Consider the following 15,822-nt stretch of genomic DNA (forward strand, 5'->3'; position numbering starts at 1 on the left):
TCCTTTATCTAGGAAGTTCGATTTTTTTATTTTCTTTGGATTCTTTATATAAAATAATGGTGTGACCGATGATTTGGACGATATTTGCGGCTGTTCCTGAAGCCAGCTCTTCTGCAACAGTATCCTTATCTTCTTCACAGTTTTGGAGAATACTTACTTTAATTAATTCTCTGGCCTCCAATGCCTCGCTGATTTGTTTGATCATATTCTCATTGACTCCGCCTTTTCCAACTTGAAATATTGGATTTAAATGGTGAGCCTCAGAACGTAAATATCTTTTTTGTTTTCCAGTTAACATATTAACCTCCCAGTTGTTGTTGGACTATTGTTCTCATCCGGTCCGTATCCGGTTTGATTCCAGTCCATAATTCAAACGCCAGTGCTCCTTGATGAACGAACATGCCAATCCCATTATCACCTTGCCCGCCGAGTCTGCGAAACGTTTTGATGATCTTGGTGTCGAGCGGATTATAAATAATATCAGAAATAAATGCACCTTCTTTGATCCTGTTGACATTGACTGGCATGGCATTGGTATCAGGATACATACCGACAGATGTGGTTTGGACAATGATATCATATTTCTCCATTCCTTGTTCAGCCTGCTGCAATGAAAGGGAAGCAGATGTACAGGTAAATGGGCAGTCTTTTATGATATTTTCCCCTCTTTCGGGTGTACGATTACAAATATCTATATTTTGAATGCCGGAAGCCGCCAATGAGTAAAAAATCGCTCTTGCGGCTCCGCCGGCTCCAATGATTAATACTTTCTTATCATCCAAAGGAAAGGGGCAGCTTTCCCTGAGAGATCTTAGAAATCCCATTCCATCCGTGTTATACCCGATAAACCGGTCTTCTTTCCGGATAACTGTATTGACAGCACCGATTGCTTCTGCAAGCGAATCCACTTCATCCAGAAGCGGCATGACTGCACGCTTATGCGGAATGGTAACGTTGAACCCTTGGACGCCTAATGCTTTCAACCCTTCCACCGCTTTTTCCAGTTCCTCACTTTTGACAAGGAAGGGACGGTAATGACCGGCAATTCCATTCGCCTTAAAGGCATCATTATGCATTAAGGGGGACATGGAATGGGCAATAGGATTTCCAATCACCCCGTATAATGATTCCATCAGGAACCCTCCCTTAAATCAGTGATTTTCTCAAGAAAACACTTACGCCTTTTGGAACATGCGCCGCTATAGTCGCACCTGGATCGTTGATCGTAACCCATCCAAGGCCTGAGAACACGATGTCCGTTTTACCTTCTTTGATTCTAAACTCATGGCGGACTAGTTCAGGGAAATCTCCCATGTCATCTTTACGCGGCGGCTGCAGCATATCTCCTGCATGATTTTTGTATAGCTCATCCGCATTTTCCACTTTTGTACGGTGGATGTTCAACTCATTGGAAAGATAGCAAGTAAAGGAACGTCTTCCACCGCTTAAATAATCAAATCGCGATAAGCCCCCAAAGAACAATGTCTGCCCTTCATTCAACTGAAAGACCTTTGGCTTGATTTCTTTCTTCGGTGTGATATATTTCAAATCTCGTTTATCAACATAATGAGCCATTTGATGATGGTTGATGATACCCGGTGTATCAATCAGCGCTTCTCCATCATCCAAAGGAATTTCAATCATATCTAGAGTGGTGCCGGGGAAATGAGAAGTCGTGATGATATCCTTTTCGCCTGTGACATGATGAATCACTTGGTTGATGAAGGTGGATTTCCCCACATTCGTACATCCCACAACATAAACACTCTTTCCTTTTCGATAGTGTTCAATCGCTTCTACTGCTTCCTCGATATATTGTCCTTTTGCAGCGCTCATCAATTTCACATCCACAGGCTTGAGCCCAAGCTGCTTGGCCTGGAATTTCATCCAGTTGATCAGCTTGGCAGGCTTCACGGATTTTGGCAGGAGATCAACTTTATTTCCGATGAGAAGCACGGGATTGTTTCCTACAAAACGGTGAAGGCCCGGAAGCCAGCTCCCATTAAAGTCGAAAATATCTACTACCTTCACGATTAGACCTTCACCCTTGCCGATCTCATTCAAGATTTTCAAAAAGTCATCGTCGGTAAGGGATACATCCTGCACTTCATTGTAATGTTTCAGACGGAAACATCTTTGACAAACAATTTCTTCCTTATCCAATGAAGACGGAGGGGCATAGCCCAGCTTCTCCTTGTCTTCTGTTTGAATGCCGACTCCGCATCCAGTACATACAATTTTGGTCACTTTTCTTCCTCCCATTGAATCATGCCTTTACGTTTGAAAAAGTTCATGATTCTTCTTTCAACTTTCCTGTTAAACTTCGTTATAAATCCATCAGTCTGCGCAACAGGGACGACGAGGATTGTATAGAACCCGCTTCTGTTGCCGCCAAGGACATCTGTCAGCAGCTGATCACCGACAACCACTGTTTCTTCCCTTCTGACACCCATCTCTTTCACTGCCCTTCTAAAGGCACGTCCCATCGGCTTTCTGGCCTGGTGAATAAATGGGATATTTAATGGCTCGGCAAAACGCCTCACCCGGTCTTCATTATTATTGGAAACCACAGTCACCTTAATTCCATGATCCTGCATCAGTTCAAACCATTTAATCAGCTTGGGTGTGGCCTGCGCCCTGTCCCATTCAACAAGGGTATTATCCAGGTCAGTAATAATGGCTTTGATACCCTGTTCCTTTAGTGTTTCTGGTTTTATTTGAAAAACGTCTTTAACTTGTTCATTAGGCAAAAATGCTTTTAACACGTTTTAACACCTCAAACTTTCCTATTCTACCGCTATAATCATAACCAATTTTCCCTTTAGATTCAAAATTAACCATTTTTATATAACTGCCGACGAACTATTCTATCATCAATTAAGCTGTAAGACATCAACTTTAGAAAAGTTGGTAGTGAGGGCCGTTCAATGAAAATATTCCAAAAAAAATTAAAATATTTTTCGACAAAATAAGCCCCTGAAAATTGTGGATAACTTTATACACATTATCCCCCTAGAACCACTGTAATATATTCCCTTTATAAACAACTTAACCACAAGTTATCCACTCAAACCTGTGGATAAAGGAACGCTTGTTCTGTTTGTTTAATTTTGGTAGAGTAATGGTACAAAGTTAAAACTTACTACTATATGAGATAAAAAAAGAAGAAATGACCACTTTTTGGAGGTGAGCCTTGTGCGTAAACTTTCTGATGACTTGTTGATTGAATCGTACTACAAAGCGAAAAATCTAAAACTCAATCCAGAATTTATCCGCCTCATTGAAACCGAAATTCACCGTCGCTCCTTGTCCTACCGAATAAAGATCTCCTCATAATTTTTCACGAAAAGCAGGCGTTCATAGCGCCTGCTTTTTACCGCTTATTGATAAAAGAAAAAACTCCCTTACAAGAACAAGGGAGAAATCATTTCCTCGCTATCTTTCCTATCCGCTGACCCATCCTTACTTTACCAGGAACTATAATCGTTTCATCTATATGGAATTGACCTTTTTCAAACAAAAGGATGACGGTTGATCCAAAAGTGAAATATCCAATTTCTTCACCTTTCTTCCAATCAATTCCCTTCTTTGTGTACTCAATGGAGTTTACAAACATCGCTCCGACCTTTACAAGACACATTTTTCCAGAAGTATGTGAAACTTCCGTTATCGATCGAAAGTTCTTTGATAACGTCCGCACCCCAAGTTTCAGGCCAGCTTCGTTTACCGGATACGAATGCCTTCCCAACTCCCATCTATCTAGAACAGTTGCGCTCAGCGGACTGTGAATGCGGTGGTAATCAGCCGGGCTCAAATACAAGATCATGTACTGGCCCCCTTCATACTCCTTTGCCTTCTCCTTGCTGCCGAGCATTTCTTCTATAGAATAATCCTTTCCCTTTACGCGCATATTCAGGGATTCCGATACCATTCCCGTTTCAGCCATCATTCCATCCACTGGACTGATCACTACATCAGCTTCCCCTTCCGCTTGTCTCACTCCCTCTTTCAGGTTGCGAATAAAGAAGGAGTGAAGGTTAGGGTAGGCAGCTGCTTCCTTTTCAATTTCTTGAATATTAATATTGTAAGCTTTTATATAGGAAGGGATAAACCTGGCACTCAGACCTGATTGCACAAATCTGTGCAGCAAAAAGGATGTCCATTTTTTATTGGTTAATTCAATACAAAGGCGATAAAAAAGTTTTCTCAACTTTTCAGCTCCTTAAATGTTTAGTAGTACTTATTATTATACACTTGTCCTGAAACGTCCACCTTTTTTTGAAAGGAGAATATGAAGGGCAAAAGTGATTTCTACTGTTCTCGAAAAACATAAATGTCCGGGTGCCTTTCACCCGGACATTTATCTTGCATAATGATAATAACGCCAGCAGCCAAACAGGAACAACAGGATGAGCAGGACAACAGCCAGCGCCAAGTAAAAGCCTCCATAACTTCCACGCGGCGGATAGACAGGAGCATAGTAGTACGGATAACCGTATACCATCATTGGATCCCTCCTATATTGTTGTTATAGATATCTTATGCAGACGAGGGCATTCGTGTATAGGCTCCAGCATTTTATATGCCGGTACTTCAGAATTATGCGTGTCACCTAGAAACACATTGGTGAACAAACTAAATTGAAGGGACGTGCAAGGACAGAACATTTTTATCATATGATTCAGTATAGGCAAAAGTCCTTCACTGGAGGTGAAAGTATGTCCGCGATCGCTACTGCTATTGGTTATTTTCTGAAAGAGTTGATTTTTCTCGTGTCCTATGTGAAAAACAACGCATTTCCACAACCGCTTTCATCACAAGAAGAAAAAAAATACTTACGGAAGATGGCAGATGGGGATGAGGATGCCAGGAACATCTTAATTGAACACAATCTTCGTCTTGTTGCCCATATTGTGAAAAAATTTGAGAACACCGGAGAAGATCCGGAAGACCTCATCTCGATCGGCACGATTGGTCTGATCAAGGCCATTGAAAGCTATTCAGAAGGTAAAGGAACAAAGCTCGCCACCTATGCCGCCAGATGTATCGAGAATGAAATCCTCATGCATCTCAGAGCCCTTAAAAAAACAAAAAAAGACGTTTCACTCCATGACCCCATTGGCCAGGATAAAGAAGGCAATGAAATCAGCTTGATTGATATCCTCAAATCAGATGCTGACGATGTAATTGAAACGATCCAATTAAGCATGGAACTCGAAAAAGTGAGAAAATATATATGTGTTTTGGATGATCGGGAAAAAGAAGTAATCATCGGCCGATTCGGTCTTGATATGAAAGAAGAAAAGACACAAAGGGAAATCGCAAAAGAACTTGGTATTTCAAGAAGTTATGTATCCAGGATTGAAAAGAGAGCCCTTATGAAGATGTTCCATGAATTTTACCGTGAAGAGAAAGAAAAAAGGCAGTCATCATGAATTCAGTCTATGAGCAGACACCAGAAACTGTCTGCTCTCCTTTAACAAAATATTAAAGAAAAAAGAGATCATCACAGGGATCATCTCTTATCAGAAGTTTATTCTATTTTACTTTAGTCTACGCTTACTTCAGCAGCAATGATGACACCGATTGCAGTTGTCAGCAATAATCCCATGATCATAGAGAACATGTTCTCCACTCTCCTTCACAAATGATTTGTGCTATTTCTTACTTCTATTGTATTACAAGAAATTGCCTTTCAACGGAGAGAAAGTGAACAGATATTTACTAAGCAGTGACAACTTTGTGAAAAGGTTCACTACTCATATAAAAAGACCGGGCAGCTGTCTCGCGACGCTGACCCGGTCTTTATCGTTTATTTTCGTTTTTTTCTTTTTATTACCAAAGTCAAAAGGGATACATTCAAAAACATATCTTTCACCTTCCCGTATTCATTCTGTTATTAATGTTCAAATGAACATAACATCCTGCATGATGGTGAAGGAAGAACAGCCTGCAGCTTTGTTATGCAGAGTCCTTCTCCACCCAGAGTGCATTTAGACGTTTCACCTGATAAAAAACCATATGTTTTTCTCCTCTCCATTTTTAGTGTCATTATTAGAACAACTTTACTGATTCTTGTTTCATTTTTGACTCTTCAAATCGTTTTGAAACCCTGAGGTCGTGGTCATATTCTTCAAACGATCGGTTTCGTCTTTTGATGGTAATGCTCATGAATAATATATTCAGCGTCATACTAACACCTCCCTTTCACAAAGCTTCTTATACATATCTGATGGATTAAACCAATCGGACTGTGTCTTGCTTTAATTTGTTTTCTTCATACTGTCTGGAGACCATCACGTCATGATTGTATTCATTCACAGAACGATTTCTTTTTTTGATTGTTACACTCATGAATAAAATATTCAGCGTCATATTAACACCTCCCTTTCCACAAAATTGCTTATGCATATCTGACCGATGATTAGAACATTCGGACTGTGTCTTGCTTTAATTTGTTTTCTTCATATTGCCTCGAGACCATCCTGTCATGATTGTAATCATCCACAGAACGATTCCTTTTTTTGATTGTTACACTCATGAATAAAATATTCAGCGTCATACTAACACCTCCTTGTAAAATTAATTCATACCATTAAAAAAAGCCGCGAAGAGACAGCTCCCCGCAGCAGGCACAAAAAAGCCGCAGGAATGCACACACTCCCGCGGCTTGGTATGATTAGTTTACATTACGAAATAATCAATCCATCGGCGATCGAATGTGTATACATATATTCAGTTGATGCAACCTTATTCACTGCTTTAGCTTTCATCATCATGTCATTCGACCTCCTTTACTCATTGTTATTTCCTTACAGAGGTAAGTATATCCAATTGAACAGGAAAAGTAAACCATTTTTTTGCCCTTTTTTTAAGACAAATTTTTTATAACATAAAAAAGCCTGGAAAGAGGTGTCCCAATCCAGGCTTTTTGCTACATATTCAGCTGTTCATCATCCATGTCTGCAAGCTGCTTCTTCAACTTGGCAGCCCGATAGAAAAACAATCCTGAGAATCCAAGCATGACAATTGTTCCGCTCATCAGCATATATGTTTTAAAGAGGGTTTTTTCTTCTACCGGAAGAACAGCTCCCAGATACAGAAATACACTTAACGAAACTAATACAAAAGCAAATCGTTTATAATCTATAAGTTTATCATTTAAATTCTTTTTTATATTTTTCAAAGGAAATCCCTTCTTTCATTTGGGTTTCAACTGTTTGATTTACGGAAAAGCTCTATTTCCACTCTAACATAGAAAGCGGGCTATTTATCCATGTAAATCACACCAAATGTGGAAGAAGGGATTGCAAATGATATAACTAATTTAGTTTAGACACCATTTTCATGACCAGATTTGCGGAATTAACTGCCGCTGTTTCCAAGTATTGATCAAAGGAAACATGGGATTCCTTTCCTGCAATGTCAGAAAGAGAACGGATGATGACAAAAGGCATCTGGAATTGATGAGCAACCTGAGCGATTGCGGCGGCTTCCATCTCCACAGCCTGAAGATTATCAAACTTATCGCGAATAGCTTCAACCCTGGCAGGATCATTCATGAAGGAATCACCAGTAGCAATCAGACCGGACACCACTTTCACATCTGATGTTTCTTTGGCACTTTCGGTGGCAATTTGTTTTAATTTTTCATCTGCCGTGAATGCGGCCGGAAGCTGAGGGACTTGGCCATATTCATACCCAAAAGCCGTCACGTCGACATCATGATGCCTTACTTCAGTGGAAATAACGACATCCCCTACATTCAGCTCAGCATCAAAACCGCCTGCAGAACCTGTATTGATCACACAGTCAGGTTTGAATCTTTCAAGCAGAACAGCTGTACTCATGGCAGCATTTACTTTTCCGATTCCGGAACGTAAGAGAACAACCTCGACACCATGCATGGTGCCAGAAGTATATTGGCTTCCTCCGATTACCTCTTCTTTGGCATTTTCTATGTTTTCCCTAAGAAGCCTTACTTCTTCTTCCATAGCTCCGATAATAGCAATTTTCATCTTGAATACCTCATTTCATTCACCATATTGTATACTCTTTATGTATGTAGCTATTTTACCCTAAAGGCAACCTGTTTTCCACAAGGAGGAATTCCCGTGAATATTGAATTTGATTTAATTCAAGACAAGATCGAGTTTTTCGAGGCAAGGGATCTGCAGACGCTCGAGAAAAAAATCAATGAACAAATCGGGCATAACAAAGGCATTCTCCTGTCGGTCCATTCCGTTTCACACAATGTAACGCTGGATGACAAAGGACGTCCTTTCTATACTGCGGTTGTTCACTTCAAGGCGAAGAAATGAAATAAAAAATCCCATGCTGATTAATACAGCGTGGGATTTTTTCATTAATCTTTATCATTTTCGATGAGTTCTTGCATTTTGACTGGTTTCCAGCCTTTTCCGTCTACCCACTGCAAGTAAACCCGGTAAGTAGTCGACTGGTCTTTTGGTGCAACGGTACCGATCGCTTTATCTGGACCACCGTTACGCTCCAACCACCAGACTGTCATATTGTCTTCAGGAATTCCAGTTGCGTATGAGAGGGCTTGAACTTTTTCCTGCCAATCTGCAGAATCTGCCTCATATTTAGCAACGTGCTCTCCTGTTTGCTTTGTACCTATTGGCTTCCAGTTAGGATTCACAATCTCTTTTTTGACATTTGGTTCATCACTGTCTTTTACAATCTTCTTATCATCTTCTTTAGAAGATTCTTTTTCTTTTGTATCTTTTTTATCTTTCTTCTCTTTATCTTCTTTTTCTTCCTCATCAGCTAAATCTTCACCATCTGCAACAGGCTTATCATCGCCAGAATCCTCGGAAGCGGTGTCCGCTGCTGTGTCTTCATCACTTTCTTCCGTAGAATCTTCATCAATTGAAGCATCTTCATTCTCATCTGCAGCTGCGTCAGTTGATGAATCCTCTGTTTCCTCTTCCTCGTCAGCAGAACTGCTGTCCGCGACTTCATTGGCAGTGGATTCTGTGTCATCCCCTGCTGCCGGTTCTGTATCATTTCCAAGGAATATCGTTGCCCCAACAACCACAATCAGCAGTAAGACGATTCCAATCAGGCTGTTCAGAATAACATTCGATTTCTTCTTAGCCCTTTTATCTAAACGTGAATTATATTTCGGCATTCATTGTACACTCCTCTGCAACATTATGCCTTAACTGCAAGGCTCTTTTTCTCTTTTACCCATTCTATCACGCAAATAAATTCATCAAAAGAAATTTCATTAAAAATAAGAATGTTTTCCTACTAGGATTCTTCTTCCACTTGGCTGCTCTCATAGATCATGTCGGCAATTTCTTTAAAAATCGGATAAATTCCGCCCTCATATTCCAACACGTCCATGTTTACGACAGCCAGGGCATACTTTGGCTTATCAAAAGGAAAATAGCCTGCAAACCATTTATTATACAACTCCTGTTCACCACTGTACTTTCCTGTCTGGGCAGTTCCGGTTTTTCCTGCAATCTCATAGGCTGCTGTTTGCAGAAACCTTGCTGTCCCTGACTCTACGGCTACAACATTCCGGAGATACTGCTGCATTTTCATGGCTGTATAAGGCGAAATTGCCTGCTCATCTTCTTTTTGTACCGGGAAGCCTGCCAATTCAGTTCCATTTTTGTATTGAATTCCGCTCACTGTCCTAACACTCTGTCTCTTGCCTCCCCTGGCAATTGTCGCCATCATGTTGGCAACCCCGATCGGCGTCACCCTCACTTCTCTTTGACCTATTCCGGTCTGGGCTACATAATTAGCTTCTTTCCTCTCATCCGCATTAATAAAGATTCTTCCTCTATCAATCGGCAGCTGTTCAAAGTCTTCATAATGAAAGATATTGCCTTTCCAGCCTATTTCCCCTATCAATCCAAGTCTTTCAGCATACCGGTCGAGGGTGGTCTCATCTTTTTCTACCAAGCTTTTGGCAATGTCGGCAAACGTTCGATTACAGCTGACAGCAAAACTTTCATTAATATTAATTGTGCCGTGGGGTTTGGGGGCAGGCTTTCCATATATGGTTTCATCACAATTGAATAGTGCATTCTCATCCACTAGATTAAGGTCAATGGCTGCAGAGGCCACAACTGTTTTAAAAACAGAGCCAGGAACAATCTGTGTTGTCATTAAGTTCTTCGCTCCATCATCGGAGAAAGGGGTCCCTTCTTGGACAGCCGGCCTGGATACACTCGCCAATAGATCACCGCTCTCAATATCCAGCAGTACAGCTCCGCCCCTTTTGATAGAGTGTTGATCAACCAACTCTTCCATTTTCTCTTGCAGTTCGGAATCTATCGTTGTTTGGATATCCAAAGGATAAAATGGATTGGCCGGAGCGAGATATTTTACATCGACACCGAACAGCGGGCCTCCTCTCGCATCCACATGATAAATAAGCTTAGATTCCTGTTCTGCTATCAGCCATTCATCGAACGATTTTTCCAGCCCTGTAATCCCTATCTTTTGGGTAGCTCCTTTTACTCTTTCAGGATACCTGGCATGAAATCGTTCTTCGTTCTCGCCAGTCAATCCTATCAATTGTTCGGCAATGATTTCTTCTTTAGGATATTTTCGCTTTAATGCAAATACACCATTCAGCTTTAAGTTGTTAATTTCATTCATCTGCATTTCACTCAATATGTAAGGAGCTGGCTTTCCAAAAACAAATGGCTCTTTTGCTTCCTCTATATCCTTTTGAAGCTCACTTTCATTTATCCCCAGGATATCAGCTATTTGTTTGGCATCCCAGTCTATTCTGGAAAGAAAAGGAAACAGCACTAAAACGTTTCTTGTTTCATAGTTAAGTGATTCTCCATTCCTGTCCAGGAATGACCCCCTGCCTTCGTCAATGACCAGCTGCTGAGTTCTTTGATTTACACTATTTTCAATTAAATTGATTCTATGTTTGGAAAATGACTCTGCTCCCAGTAATTGTATCTGAACCAGTCTTCCCATAAGCCCGAGCATGATCAACAGCACCATTCCACTGAAAAAGTATATTCGCCTTTTTTTCATCTAGAACACCTCTTCAACCATTGTTGACGTTTTGGCGGGAAACATACTCATATAGGGAAACCATGGTTGATTTAAAGGTGGATAGATGCTGTGCCTAATCCAGTGAAAAACAAAAAAAGTGATGAAAGCAGGCGCCTCCATCACTGAAAATACTTAATTATTTTACTCCTGTAATCTTAACATTCATTTCCCCGCCTGGAGTCTGAACTGTTACTTCATCATCTACCTTATGGCCAAGCAGGCTTTTTGCGATTGGAGAGTCATTCGAGATCTTTCCTTCGAATGGATCAGCTTCCGCGCTTCCCACAATTGTATAAGTTTCTTCTTCACCATCTGGAAGTTCAATGAATGTTACCGATTTTCCAAGTGTAACGGTATCAGAATTCATTTCATCTTCCTGAATGATTTTTGCATTGCGGATCATGTTTTCAAGAGTGGAAATCCTTCCTTCCACGAATGCCTGCTCATCTTTAGCAGCATCGTACTCGGAGTTCTCAGACAGATCACCGAAACTGCGGGCAATCTTGATTCTTTCCACGACTTCTTTACGTTTAACCGATTTTAACTGCTCCAGTTCTTTTTCTAATTTCTCTTTACCTTCTTGAGTCATTGGATATACTTTTTCTGTTGCCAAAATACTTCACTCCTTATAAAAGTATAAGAACCTCCCACCGGTTCTTTATGTACATAAGCGTGTACCTTGTGCTCCGGAATTCCTCTTTCAGCTTATTCTTCCATTGTAATTCAGGGAATGGACACTAGAGGCTTTGAGGCCCTTATCGTCCATTCCCTAAAAAGAATATTCGCTTGTAGTTCATTCCTTGGGATGATAAAGATTTCTGAAAATTACTGTATGTTTTTATCTATGCTATCGTATTACAAAAATGATTTTTGTTCAAGAATTGTTTGAATTTTTGTTACCATTAGATCGATTGCGACATGATTATGGCCGCCTTCAGGGATAATGACATCAGCATATCGTTTCGTTGGTTCAATGAATTGATTATGCATTGGACGGACGACATTGATGTATTGATCAATAACTGAATCAATGGAACGGCCGCGCTCTTTGATATCTCTAAGCATCCGGCGGATGATACGCAAATCGGCGTCAGTATCCACATATAGCTTAATATCCATTAAGTTACGCAATCTTTCATCTTCTAATACCAAAATTCCCTCTAAAATTATGACATCCTTTGGTTCGACCACTATGGTTTCTTCAGAACGGGTATGCATCTTATAATCATATACCGGTTTTTCAATTTGTTCATTTTTCAACAGCTTCATTAAATGATCAATTAGAAGATCATTATCAAATGCCAGCGGATGATCATAATTCGTTTTAAGCCTTTCCTCAAAAGGTAAATGGCTTTGATCTTTATAATAATAGTCCTGTTGGATCATCAGGATGGAATGTTCTTGAAATGATTCGTAGATGGAACGGGTCACGCTTGTTTTTCCTGACCCCGATCCTCCGGCTACACCGATTACAATTGGCTTATGATTCATTGAATAGTGGATCTCCTTTCCTATTTCGTGCTGCAGACTCTACTATTGCAAAAAGGGACTCTTATTTAGGTCGTTATTTTCTTCTGCTGACAGCAATCCCATCCCCAACCGGGATGATCACTGTATTGTACTCTGGATGATTCATCAGCCAATCGTTGTAACTCTTAAGCTTTTTCACCATTTGGCGTATACGCTTATTTTCTACATTTTCCTCTGCAACCATCCCTTTAAACAGAACATTGTCAGAGTAGATTACGCCTTCATCCGTTAGAAAGGGAGTGTAAAGAGCAAAGAATTTTTGATACTGTCCTTTTGCTGCATCAATAAAAATCGCATCGTAAGGACCCTTTTCTTCGACCACTTGGACCATTTCCAAAGCATCACCAAATATTATATCAACCTGATCTTTTTGCTGAGATCGACCTACGAAGCCTAACGCCTGCTGATAACGTGCTTCATCTCTCTCAAGGGTCACTATTTCAGTGTCAGGAAGGGCTTCTGCCATCCTCAAGCCGGAATATCCTATCGCAGTTCCAATCTCCAGGATTCTCTTGGGCCTTTGTATTCTCAACAGCTGGAGGAGGGTTTCAATCCCTGCAAGCTCCATGATAGGTACATTTTCTTGTTGAGCGAAAGTCTCCATCTCACTTAAAAGATCATTTCGGTCATTTATTAATGATTCAATATAAGCATTTACTGCTTTATCCAAGGTATTCACTCACTTTCCCGTTTCTCGAAGGCAAAAATTATTGTTAGCTGAATCATCTTCCAGCCTTATCTACACCTACATAAAAGTAGAAAGCCCGCAAGCTTTCTACCGTGTGGATATATATCAGGTTTGTAACATATTTCTAAAAAACACTTGTACTATTTTAGCATATAAAAAAGAGGAAAGCTATAAACTTCCCTCTTTAGTTTTATTGCTGTGAAGTGATATGTTCGGCCTTTTTCTCATTGTGCTCTTCCAATGTCTCAGAGTAATATACAGTCCCTTCTTTGGAAGCAAGGAAGTATAAGTATTCTGTATTATCCGGTTTGAGTGCCGCCTCGATGGATGACAGACCGGCATTAGCGATAGGGCCAGGCGGAAGTCCCTTGTTCTGATAAGTGTTATAGGGTGAATCAACTTCCAGATCTTCATAAACAGTCCTTGATTTATGTTCACCAAGGGCATAGAGGACAGTCGGGTCAGTCTGCAAAGGCATCTCTTTTTTCAACCGGTTATAGAACACACTTGAAATCTTCCCGCGATCCGCCTTTTCTGTTGCCTCTTCTTCTACTAATGAAGACAATGTCAGCAGTTCATGGACGGTTAAATTCTGGTCCACCCTGGATGTCTCATATTGCGTCAACACATCCTGAGTCTGGGAGATCATCTTATCGATAATCGTTTCCAATGAAGGCTCTTCTTCATAGAAAGGATAAGTTGAAGGATACAAATAACCCTCCAGAGGGTGCTTTACACCATCTGCCAAAACTTCTTCTTTTACCAAGAGTTCTGGATACTTCTCAATCATCTTTTCAATAAAAGCTTTATCATCTAATTTTTCCAGGACTTCTTTTGCTTCATAAGGCGTTTTTTCAGCAATTTTCTCTGCAATCTGATCCAATTGCAGTCCTTCAGGAACCGTGACCTTGAATTCTGCCTTCATCATCACTTTCCCTGTCTTTAAGCTGGTGATGATTTCATCAAGGGTCATGGCAGGAGTCAAATCGTAACTTCCCGCTTGAAATCCTGATTCATTATTAAATTTCACATAATACTTGAAAACATGGGCATTTTTGATAATGCCATTCTCTTCTAATATATTTCCGATGGAAGTGACACCAGATCCAATCGGGATTTCTACGTTGACTGACTTATTGTTATCCTCGTCTACAGGCTGCAATGCTGACTTAACATATAGATAGCCGCCGATTGCCGTCCCCCCAATGATAATAAACAGGGCAAGGACTATGATACCAACTATCTTTCTAATAACCTTGGCTTCTTCTTTTCGCTCTATTAATTTTGATAAGAGAATCTCTTTTTTTGATTTATTTTCTTCACTCATATAAATTTCCCCCTCTCGAGCAAAACCGGGGTTCCCCCTTATATTTCGACATGCATCTTTTACATTATACTATATTTTTCATCCAAAAAAAGAGGGCATTCTGCAAAAAAGGAATCTTCTTCCCATTTGCAGAATGCCCTCTTACTTTACAAGTGTTCTGATGTGTTTCTTATTCTTCTTCCTCATCAAGGAAGGTTTCAAGCATTTCTTCGATCATATCCCATTCTTCTTCGGTTTCGATAGGCTTCAGTTCGCCTTCTTCACCTTCGTCTCCAGGAACGAATGCAGACGCATGGATTTCGATTTCTTCATCTCCATTTTCATCCGCACCTACCGGGTAGTAAAGTACATATGATTTGTTGAATTGGTCTGATTCAAAAGTGAAAAGAACCTCACAAAGCTGTTCATTTCCTTCTTCATCAATAATTGTAATTTGCTTTTCGCCGTGTTCCATTTTATACACCTCTTATTTCTGGCTGTCCAGATATCCTTGGAGGATAAAGGCAGCCGCCATTTTATCAATTACTTTTTTACGTTTTTTCCTGCTTACATCTGCTTCAAGTAATATTCTTTCCGCAGCCATTGTTGTTAAACGTTCATCCCATAAAATCGTTGAAACACCGAGCTTGTCCTCAAGCAGTTTAGCATACTTTTGAGATGCTTCTCCACGGGGACCCACTGTATTGTTCATATTTTTTGGGAATCCGATGACCACCTTGTCGACTTCGTATTCTTTAATCAATTCTTCCACTCGCTGAAGGCCGAATTGCGACTGTTCCTCATTGATGGAAATCGTTTCAACGCCCTGGGCCGTCCAGCCCATTGCATCGCTTACTGCTACGCCGACTGTTTTCGAGCCGACGTCAAGTCCCATAACGCGCATGTTTTACCCCTCTTTATGCTGTTTTAAATAAGATTTAACCAGCACTTCAATGATCTCATCACGTTCCAGTCGACGGATGATGTTACGTGCATCCTGATGTCTGGGGATGTACGCAGGATCGCCGGATAACAGATAACCTACAATTTGATTGATTGGATTATATCCTTTTTCCTGCAAAGCATTGTGGACCTGGAGCAGGACCTCGTTGACGTCCTGTTCAAATGGTTCATCCGAAAAATTAAATCGCATTGTTTTATCAAAAGAGCTCATAATTCGCACCTCTCTTTAGGCTTGGTGTATTCTGGCAAACCTGTCTTATTACATTCATTGTACACC

The 15,822-nt window shown here is 40.5% G+C and carries 23 protein-coding genes; 3 read left to right on the forward strand and 20 right to left on the reverse strand.

The genetic code is table 11. The features are described 5' to 3' along the window. Positions 1-4: 4 nt before the first annotated feature. Genes yhbY through ACOJQI_RS16845 form a run of 4 tightly spaced genes read right to left on the reverse strand, consistent with a single transcriptional unit; the run spans position 5 to position 2,765 of the window. The gene (gene yhbY, locus ACOJQI_RS16830) at positions 5-298 is read right to left on the reverse strand and encodes a ribosome assembly RNA-binding protein YhbY (protein WP_421379999.1); all 294 of its coding nucleotides are present in this window, start codon (positions 296-298) and stop codon (positions 5-7) included. Position 299: 1 nt separating this feature from the next. Then, positions 300-1,133 (reverse strand): shikimate dehydrogenase, encoded by an 834-nt coding sequence (gene aroE, locus ACOJQI_RS16835; protein ID WP_421380001.1) that lies wholly within the window; start codon positions 1,131-1,133, stop codon positions 300-302. A gap of 13 nt (positions 1,134-1,146) precedes the next feature. Continuing rightward, positions 1,147-2,262, reverse strand: a complete 1,116-nt coding sequence (gene yqeH, locus ACOJQI_RS16840) for a ribosome biogenesis GTPase YqeH (protein ID WP_421380003.1) — start codon at positions 2,260-2,262, stop codon at positions 1,147-1,149. Next, on the reverse strand, positions 2,244-2,765 hold the full coding sequence (locus ACOJQI_RS16845) for a YqeG family HAD IIIA-type phosphatase (RefSeq protein WP_421380005.1): 522 nt from the start codon (positions 2,763-2,765) through the stop codon (positions 2,244-2,246). The genes yqeH and ACOJQI_RS16845 overlap by 19 nt, the downstream gene beginning before the upstream one ends. Positions 2,766-3,195: 430 nt before the next feature. Between ACOJQI_RS16845 and ACOJQI_RS16850 the strand changes: the two genes are divergently transcribed. Then, a complete protein-coding gene (locus tag ACOJQI_RS16850) occupies positions 3,196-3,336 on the forward strand; it encodes a sporulation histidine kinase inhibitor Sda (RefSeq protein ID WP_421380007.1) in 141 nt (46 codons plus the stop codon). 88 nt (positions 3,337-3,424) lie between these two features. Here the strand turns inward: ACOJQI_RS16850 and ACOJQI_RS16855 are convergent, their stop codons facing one another. Together ACOJQI_RS16855 and ACOJQI_RS16860 are read right to left on the reverse strand one after the other, a co-directional pair. After that, positions 3,425-4,210, reverse strand: coding sequence for a phosphatidylserine decarboxylase (locus ACOJQI_RS16855; protein WP_421380009.1), 786 nt, complete (start codon positions 4,208-4,210; stop codon positions 3,425-3,427). A gap of 150 nt (positions 4,211-4,360) precedes the next feature. After that, a complete protein-coding gene (locus ACOJQI_RS16860; protein WP_421380012.1) occupies positions 4,361-4,507 on the reverse strand; it encodes a hypothetical protein in 147 nt (48 codons plus the stop codon). Between the two features lie 211 nt (positions 4,508-4,718). Here ACOJQI_RS16860 and sigK point away from each other — a divergent pair, with 211 nt between their 5' ends. Further along, positions 4,719-5,435 carry an RNA polymerase sporulation sigma factor SigK gene (gene sigK, locus ACOJQI_RS16865; protein ID WP_421380015.1) on the forward strand — a complete coding sequence of 239 codons (717 nt, stop codon included), beginning with the start codon at positions 4,719-4,721 and terminating at the stop codon, positions 5,433-5,435. A gap of 619 nt (positions 5,436-6,054) precedes the next feature. On the opposite strand, the gene ACOJQI_RS16870 is transcribed toward sigK, so the two are convergent. The 5 genes from ACOJQI_RS16870 to mtnN form a co-directional block, all read right to left on the reverse strand. Beyond that, positions 6,055-6,192 (reverse strand): YrzI family small protein, encoded by a 138-nt coding sequence (locus tag ACOJQI_RS16870; RefSeq protein ID WP_421380017.1) that lies wholly within the window; start codon positions 6,190-6,192, stop codon positions 6,055-6,057. A gap of 45 nt (positions 6,193-6,237) precedes the next feature. Continuing rightward, on the reverse strand, positions 6,238-6,375 hold the full coding sequence (locus tag ACOJQI_RS16875; protein WP_421380020.1) for a YrzI family small protein: 138 nt from the start codon (positions 6,373-6,375) through the stop codon (positions 6,238-6,240). Positions 6,376-6,424: 49 nt separating this feature from the next. Beyond that, entirely contained in the window at positions 6,425-6,562 is a 138-nt protein-coding gene (locus ACOJQI_RS16880) for a YrzI family small protein (RefSeq protein WP_421380022.1), read from the reverse strand. Positions 6,563-6,934: 372 nt separating this feature from the next. Further along, the gene (locus ACOJQI_RS16885; RefSeq protein ID WP_421380025.1) at positions 6,935-7,186 is read right to left on the reverse strand and encodes a YrhC family protein; all 252 of its coding nucleotides are present in this window, start codon (positions 7,184-7,186) and stop codon (positions 6,935-6,937) included. A 136-nt stretch (positions 7,187-7,322) separates the two neighbouring features. Continuing rightward, positions 7,323-8,018, reverse strand: coding sequence for a 5'-methylthioadenosine/S-adenosylhomocysteine nucleosidase (gene mtnN, locus ACOJQI_RS16890; protein ID WP_421380027.1), 696 nt, complete (start codon positions 8,016-8,018; stop codon positions 7,323-7,325). A 96-nt stretch (positions 8,019-8,114) separates the two neighbouring features. Between mtnN and ACOJQI_RS16895 the strand changes: the two genes are divergently transcribed. Further along, positions 8,115-8,321, forward strand: a complete 207-nt coding sequence (locus ACOJQI_RS16895) for a YrzA family protein (RefSeq protein ID WP_421380029.1) — start codon at positions 8,115-8,117, stop codon at positions 8,319-8,321. 44 nt (positions 8,322-8,365) lie between these two features. Here ACOJQI_RS16895 and ACOJQI_RS16900 read toward each other — a convergent pair whose 3' ends face one another. The 9 genes from ACOJQI_RS16900 to ACOJQI_RS16940 form a co-directional block, all read right to left on the reverse strand. Beyond that, positions 8,366-9,154, reverse strand: coding sequence for a DUF1510 family protein (locus ACOJQI_RS16900; RefSeq protein ID WP_421380031.1), 789 nt, complete (start codon positions 9,152-9,154; stop codon positions 8,366-8,368). Between the two features lie 122 nt (positions 9,155-9,276). Continuing rightward, on the reverse strand, positions 9,277-11,037 hold the full coding sequence (locus ACOJQI_RS16905; RefSeq protein WP_421380034.1) for a peptidoglycan D,D-transpeptidase FtsI family protein: 1,761 nt from the start codon (positions 11,035-11,037) through the stop codon (positions 9,277-9,279). A gap of 157 nt (positions 11,038-11,194) precedes the next feature. Further along, on the reverse strand, positions 11,195-11,671 hold the full coding sequence (gene greA / locus ACOJQI_RS16910) for a transcription elongation factor GreA (RefSeq protein WP_421380036.1): 477 nt from the start codon (positions 11,669-11,671) through the stop codon (positions 11,195-11,197). 242 nt (positions 11,672-11,913) lie between these two features. Beyond that, positions 11,914-12,561, reverse strand: coding sequence for a uridine kinase (gene udk / locus ACOJQI_RS16915; RefSeq protein WP_421385497.1), 648 nt, complete (start codon positions 12,559-12,561; stop codon positions 11,914-11,916). A 61-nt stretch (positions 12,562-12,622) separates the two neighbouring features. Continuing rightward, a complete protein-coding gene (locus tag ACOJQI_RS16920) occupies positions 12,623-13,258 on the reverse strand; it encodes an O-methyltransferase (protein ID WP_421380039.1) in 636 nt (211 codons plus the stop codon). Positions 13,259-13,466: 208 nt separating this feature from the next. Further along, entirely contained in the window at positions 13,467-14,603 is a 1,137-nt protein-coding gene (gene mltG, locus ACOJQI_RS16925; protein ID WP_421380041.1) for an endolytic transglycosylase MltG, read from the reverse strand. A gap of 169 nt (positions 14,604-14,772) precedes the next feature. Continuing rightward, the gene (locus ACOJQI_RS16930) at positions 14,773-15,057 is read right to left on the reverse strand and encodes a DUF1292 domain-containing protein (RefSeq protein WP_421380044.1); all 285 of its coding nucleotides are present in this window, start codon (positions 15,055-15,057) and stop codon (positions 14,773-14,775) included. A gap of 12 nt (positions 15,058-15,069) precedes the next feature. After that, entirely contained in the window at positions 15,070-15,486 is a 417-nt protein-coding gene (gene ruvX / locus ACOJQI_RS16935) for a Holliday junction resolvase RuvX (RefSeq protein WP_421380047.1), read from the reverse strand. A gap of 3 nt (positions 15,487-15,489) precedes the next feature. Further along, positions 15,490-15,756 carry an IreB family regulatory phosphoprotein gene (locus tag ACOJQI_RS16940; protein ID WP_409251462.1) on the reverse strand — a complete coding sequence of 89 codons (267 nt, stop codon included), beginning with the start codon at positions 15,754-15,756 and terminating at the stop codon, positions 15,490-15,492. Positions 15,757-15,822 lie beyond the last annotated feature (66 nt).

The organism is Bacillus salacetis (genome assembly GCF_049177075.1).
GTDB lineage: Bacteria > Bacillota > Bacilli > Bacillales > Bacillaceae_B > Rossellomorea > Rossellomorea salacetis_A.

Bases quoted from the DNA above. Each gene is read 5' to 3' on its own strand.
- ACOJQI_RS16900 (WP_421380031.1), bottom strand. From the start codon at position 9,154: ATGCCGAAATATAATTCACGTTTAGATAAAAGGGCTAAGAAGAAATCG.
- aroE (WP_421380001.1), bottom strand. From the start codon at position 1,133: ATGGAATCATTATACGGGGTGATTGGAAATCCTATTGCCCATTCCATG.
- ACOJQI_RS16875 (WP_421380020.1), bottom strand. From the start codon at position 6,375: ATGACGCTGAATATTTTATTCATGAGTGTAACAATCAAAAAAAGAAAT.
- ACOJQI_RS16940 (WP_409251462.1), bottom strand. From the start codon at position 15,756: ATGAGCTCTTTTGATAAAACAATGCGATTTAATTTTTCGGATGAACCA.
- ACOJQI_RS16880 (WP_421380022.1), bottom strand. From the start codon at position 6,562: ATGACGCTGAATATTTTATTCATGAGTGTAACAATCAAAAAAAGGAAT.
- yqeH (WP_421380003.1), bottom strand. From the start codon at position 2,262: ATGGGAGGAAGAAAAGTGACCAAAATTGTATGTACTGGATGCGGAGTC.
- ACOJQI_RS16870 (WP_421380017.1), bottom strand. From the start codon at position 6,192: ATGACGCTGAATATATTATTCATGAGCATTACCATCAAAAGACGAAAC.
- ACOJQI_RS16860 (WP_421380012.1), bottom strand. From the start codon at position 4,507: ATGATGGTATACGGTTATCCGTACTACTATGCTCCTGTCTATCCGCCG.
- yhbY (WP_421379999.1), bottom strand. From the start codon at position 298: ATGTTAACTGGAAAACAAAAAAGATATTTACGTTCTGAGGCTCACCAT.
- ruvX (WP_421380047.1), bottom strand. From the start codon at position 15,486: ATGCGCGTTATGGGACTTGACGTCGGCTCGAAAACAGTCGGCGTAGCA.
- sigK (WP_421380015.1), top strand. From the start codon at position 4,719: ATGTCCGCGATCGCTACTGCTATTGGTTATTTTCTGAAAGAGTTGATT.
- ACOJQI_RS16930 (WP_421380044.1), bottom strand. From the start codon at position 15,057: ATGGAACACGGCGAAAAGCAAATTACAATTATTGATGAAGAAGGAAAT.
- mtnN (WP_421380027.1), bottom strand. From the start codon at position 8,018: ATGAAAATTGCTATTATCGGAGCTATGGAAGAAGAAGTAAGGCTTCTT.
- ACOJQI_RS16905 (WP_421380034.1), bottom strand. From the start codon at position 11,037: ATGAAAAAAAGGCGAATATACTTTTTCAGTGGAATGGTGCTGTTGATC.
- mltG (WP_421380041.1), bottom strand. From the start codon at position 14,603: ATGAGTGAAGAAAATAAATCAAAAAAAGAGATTCTCTTATCAAAATTA.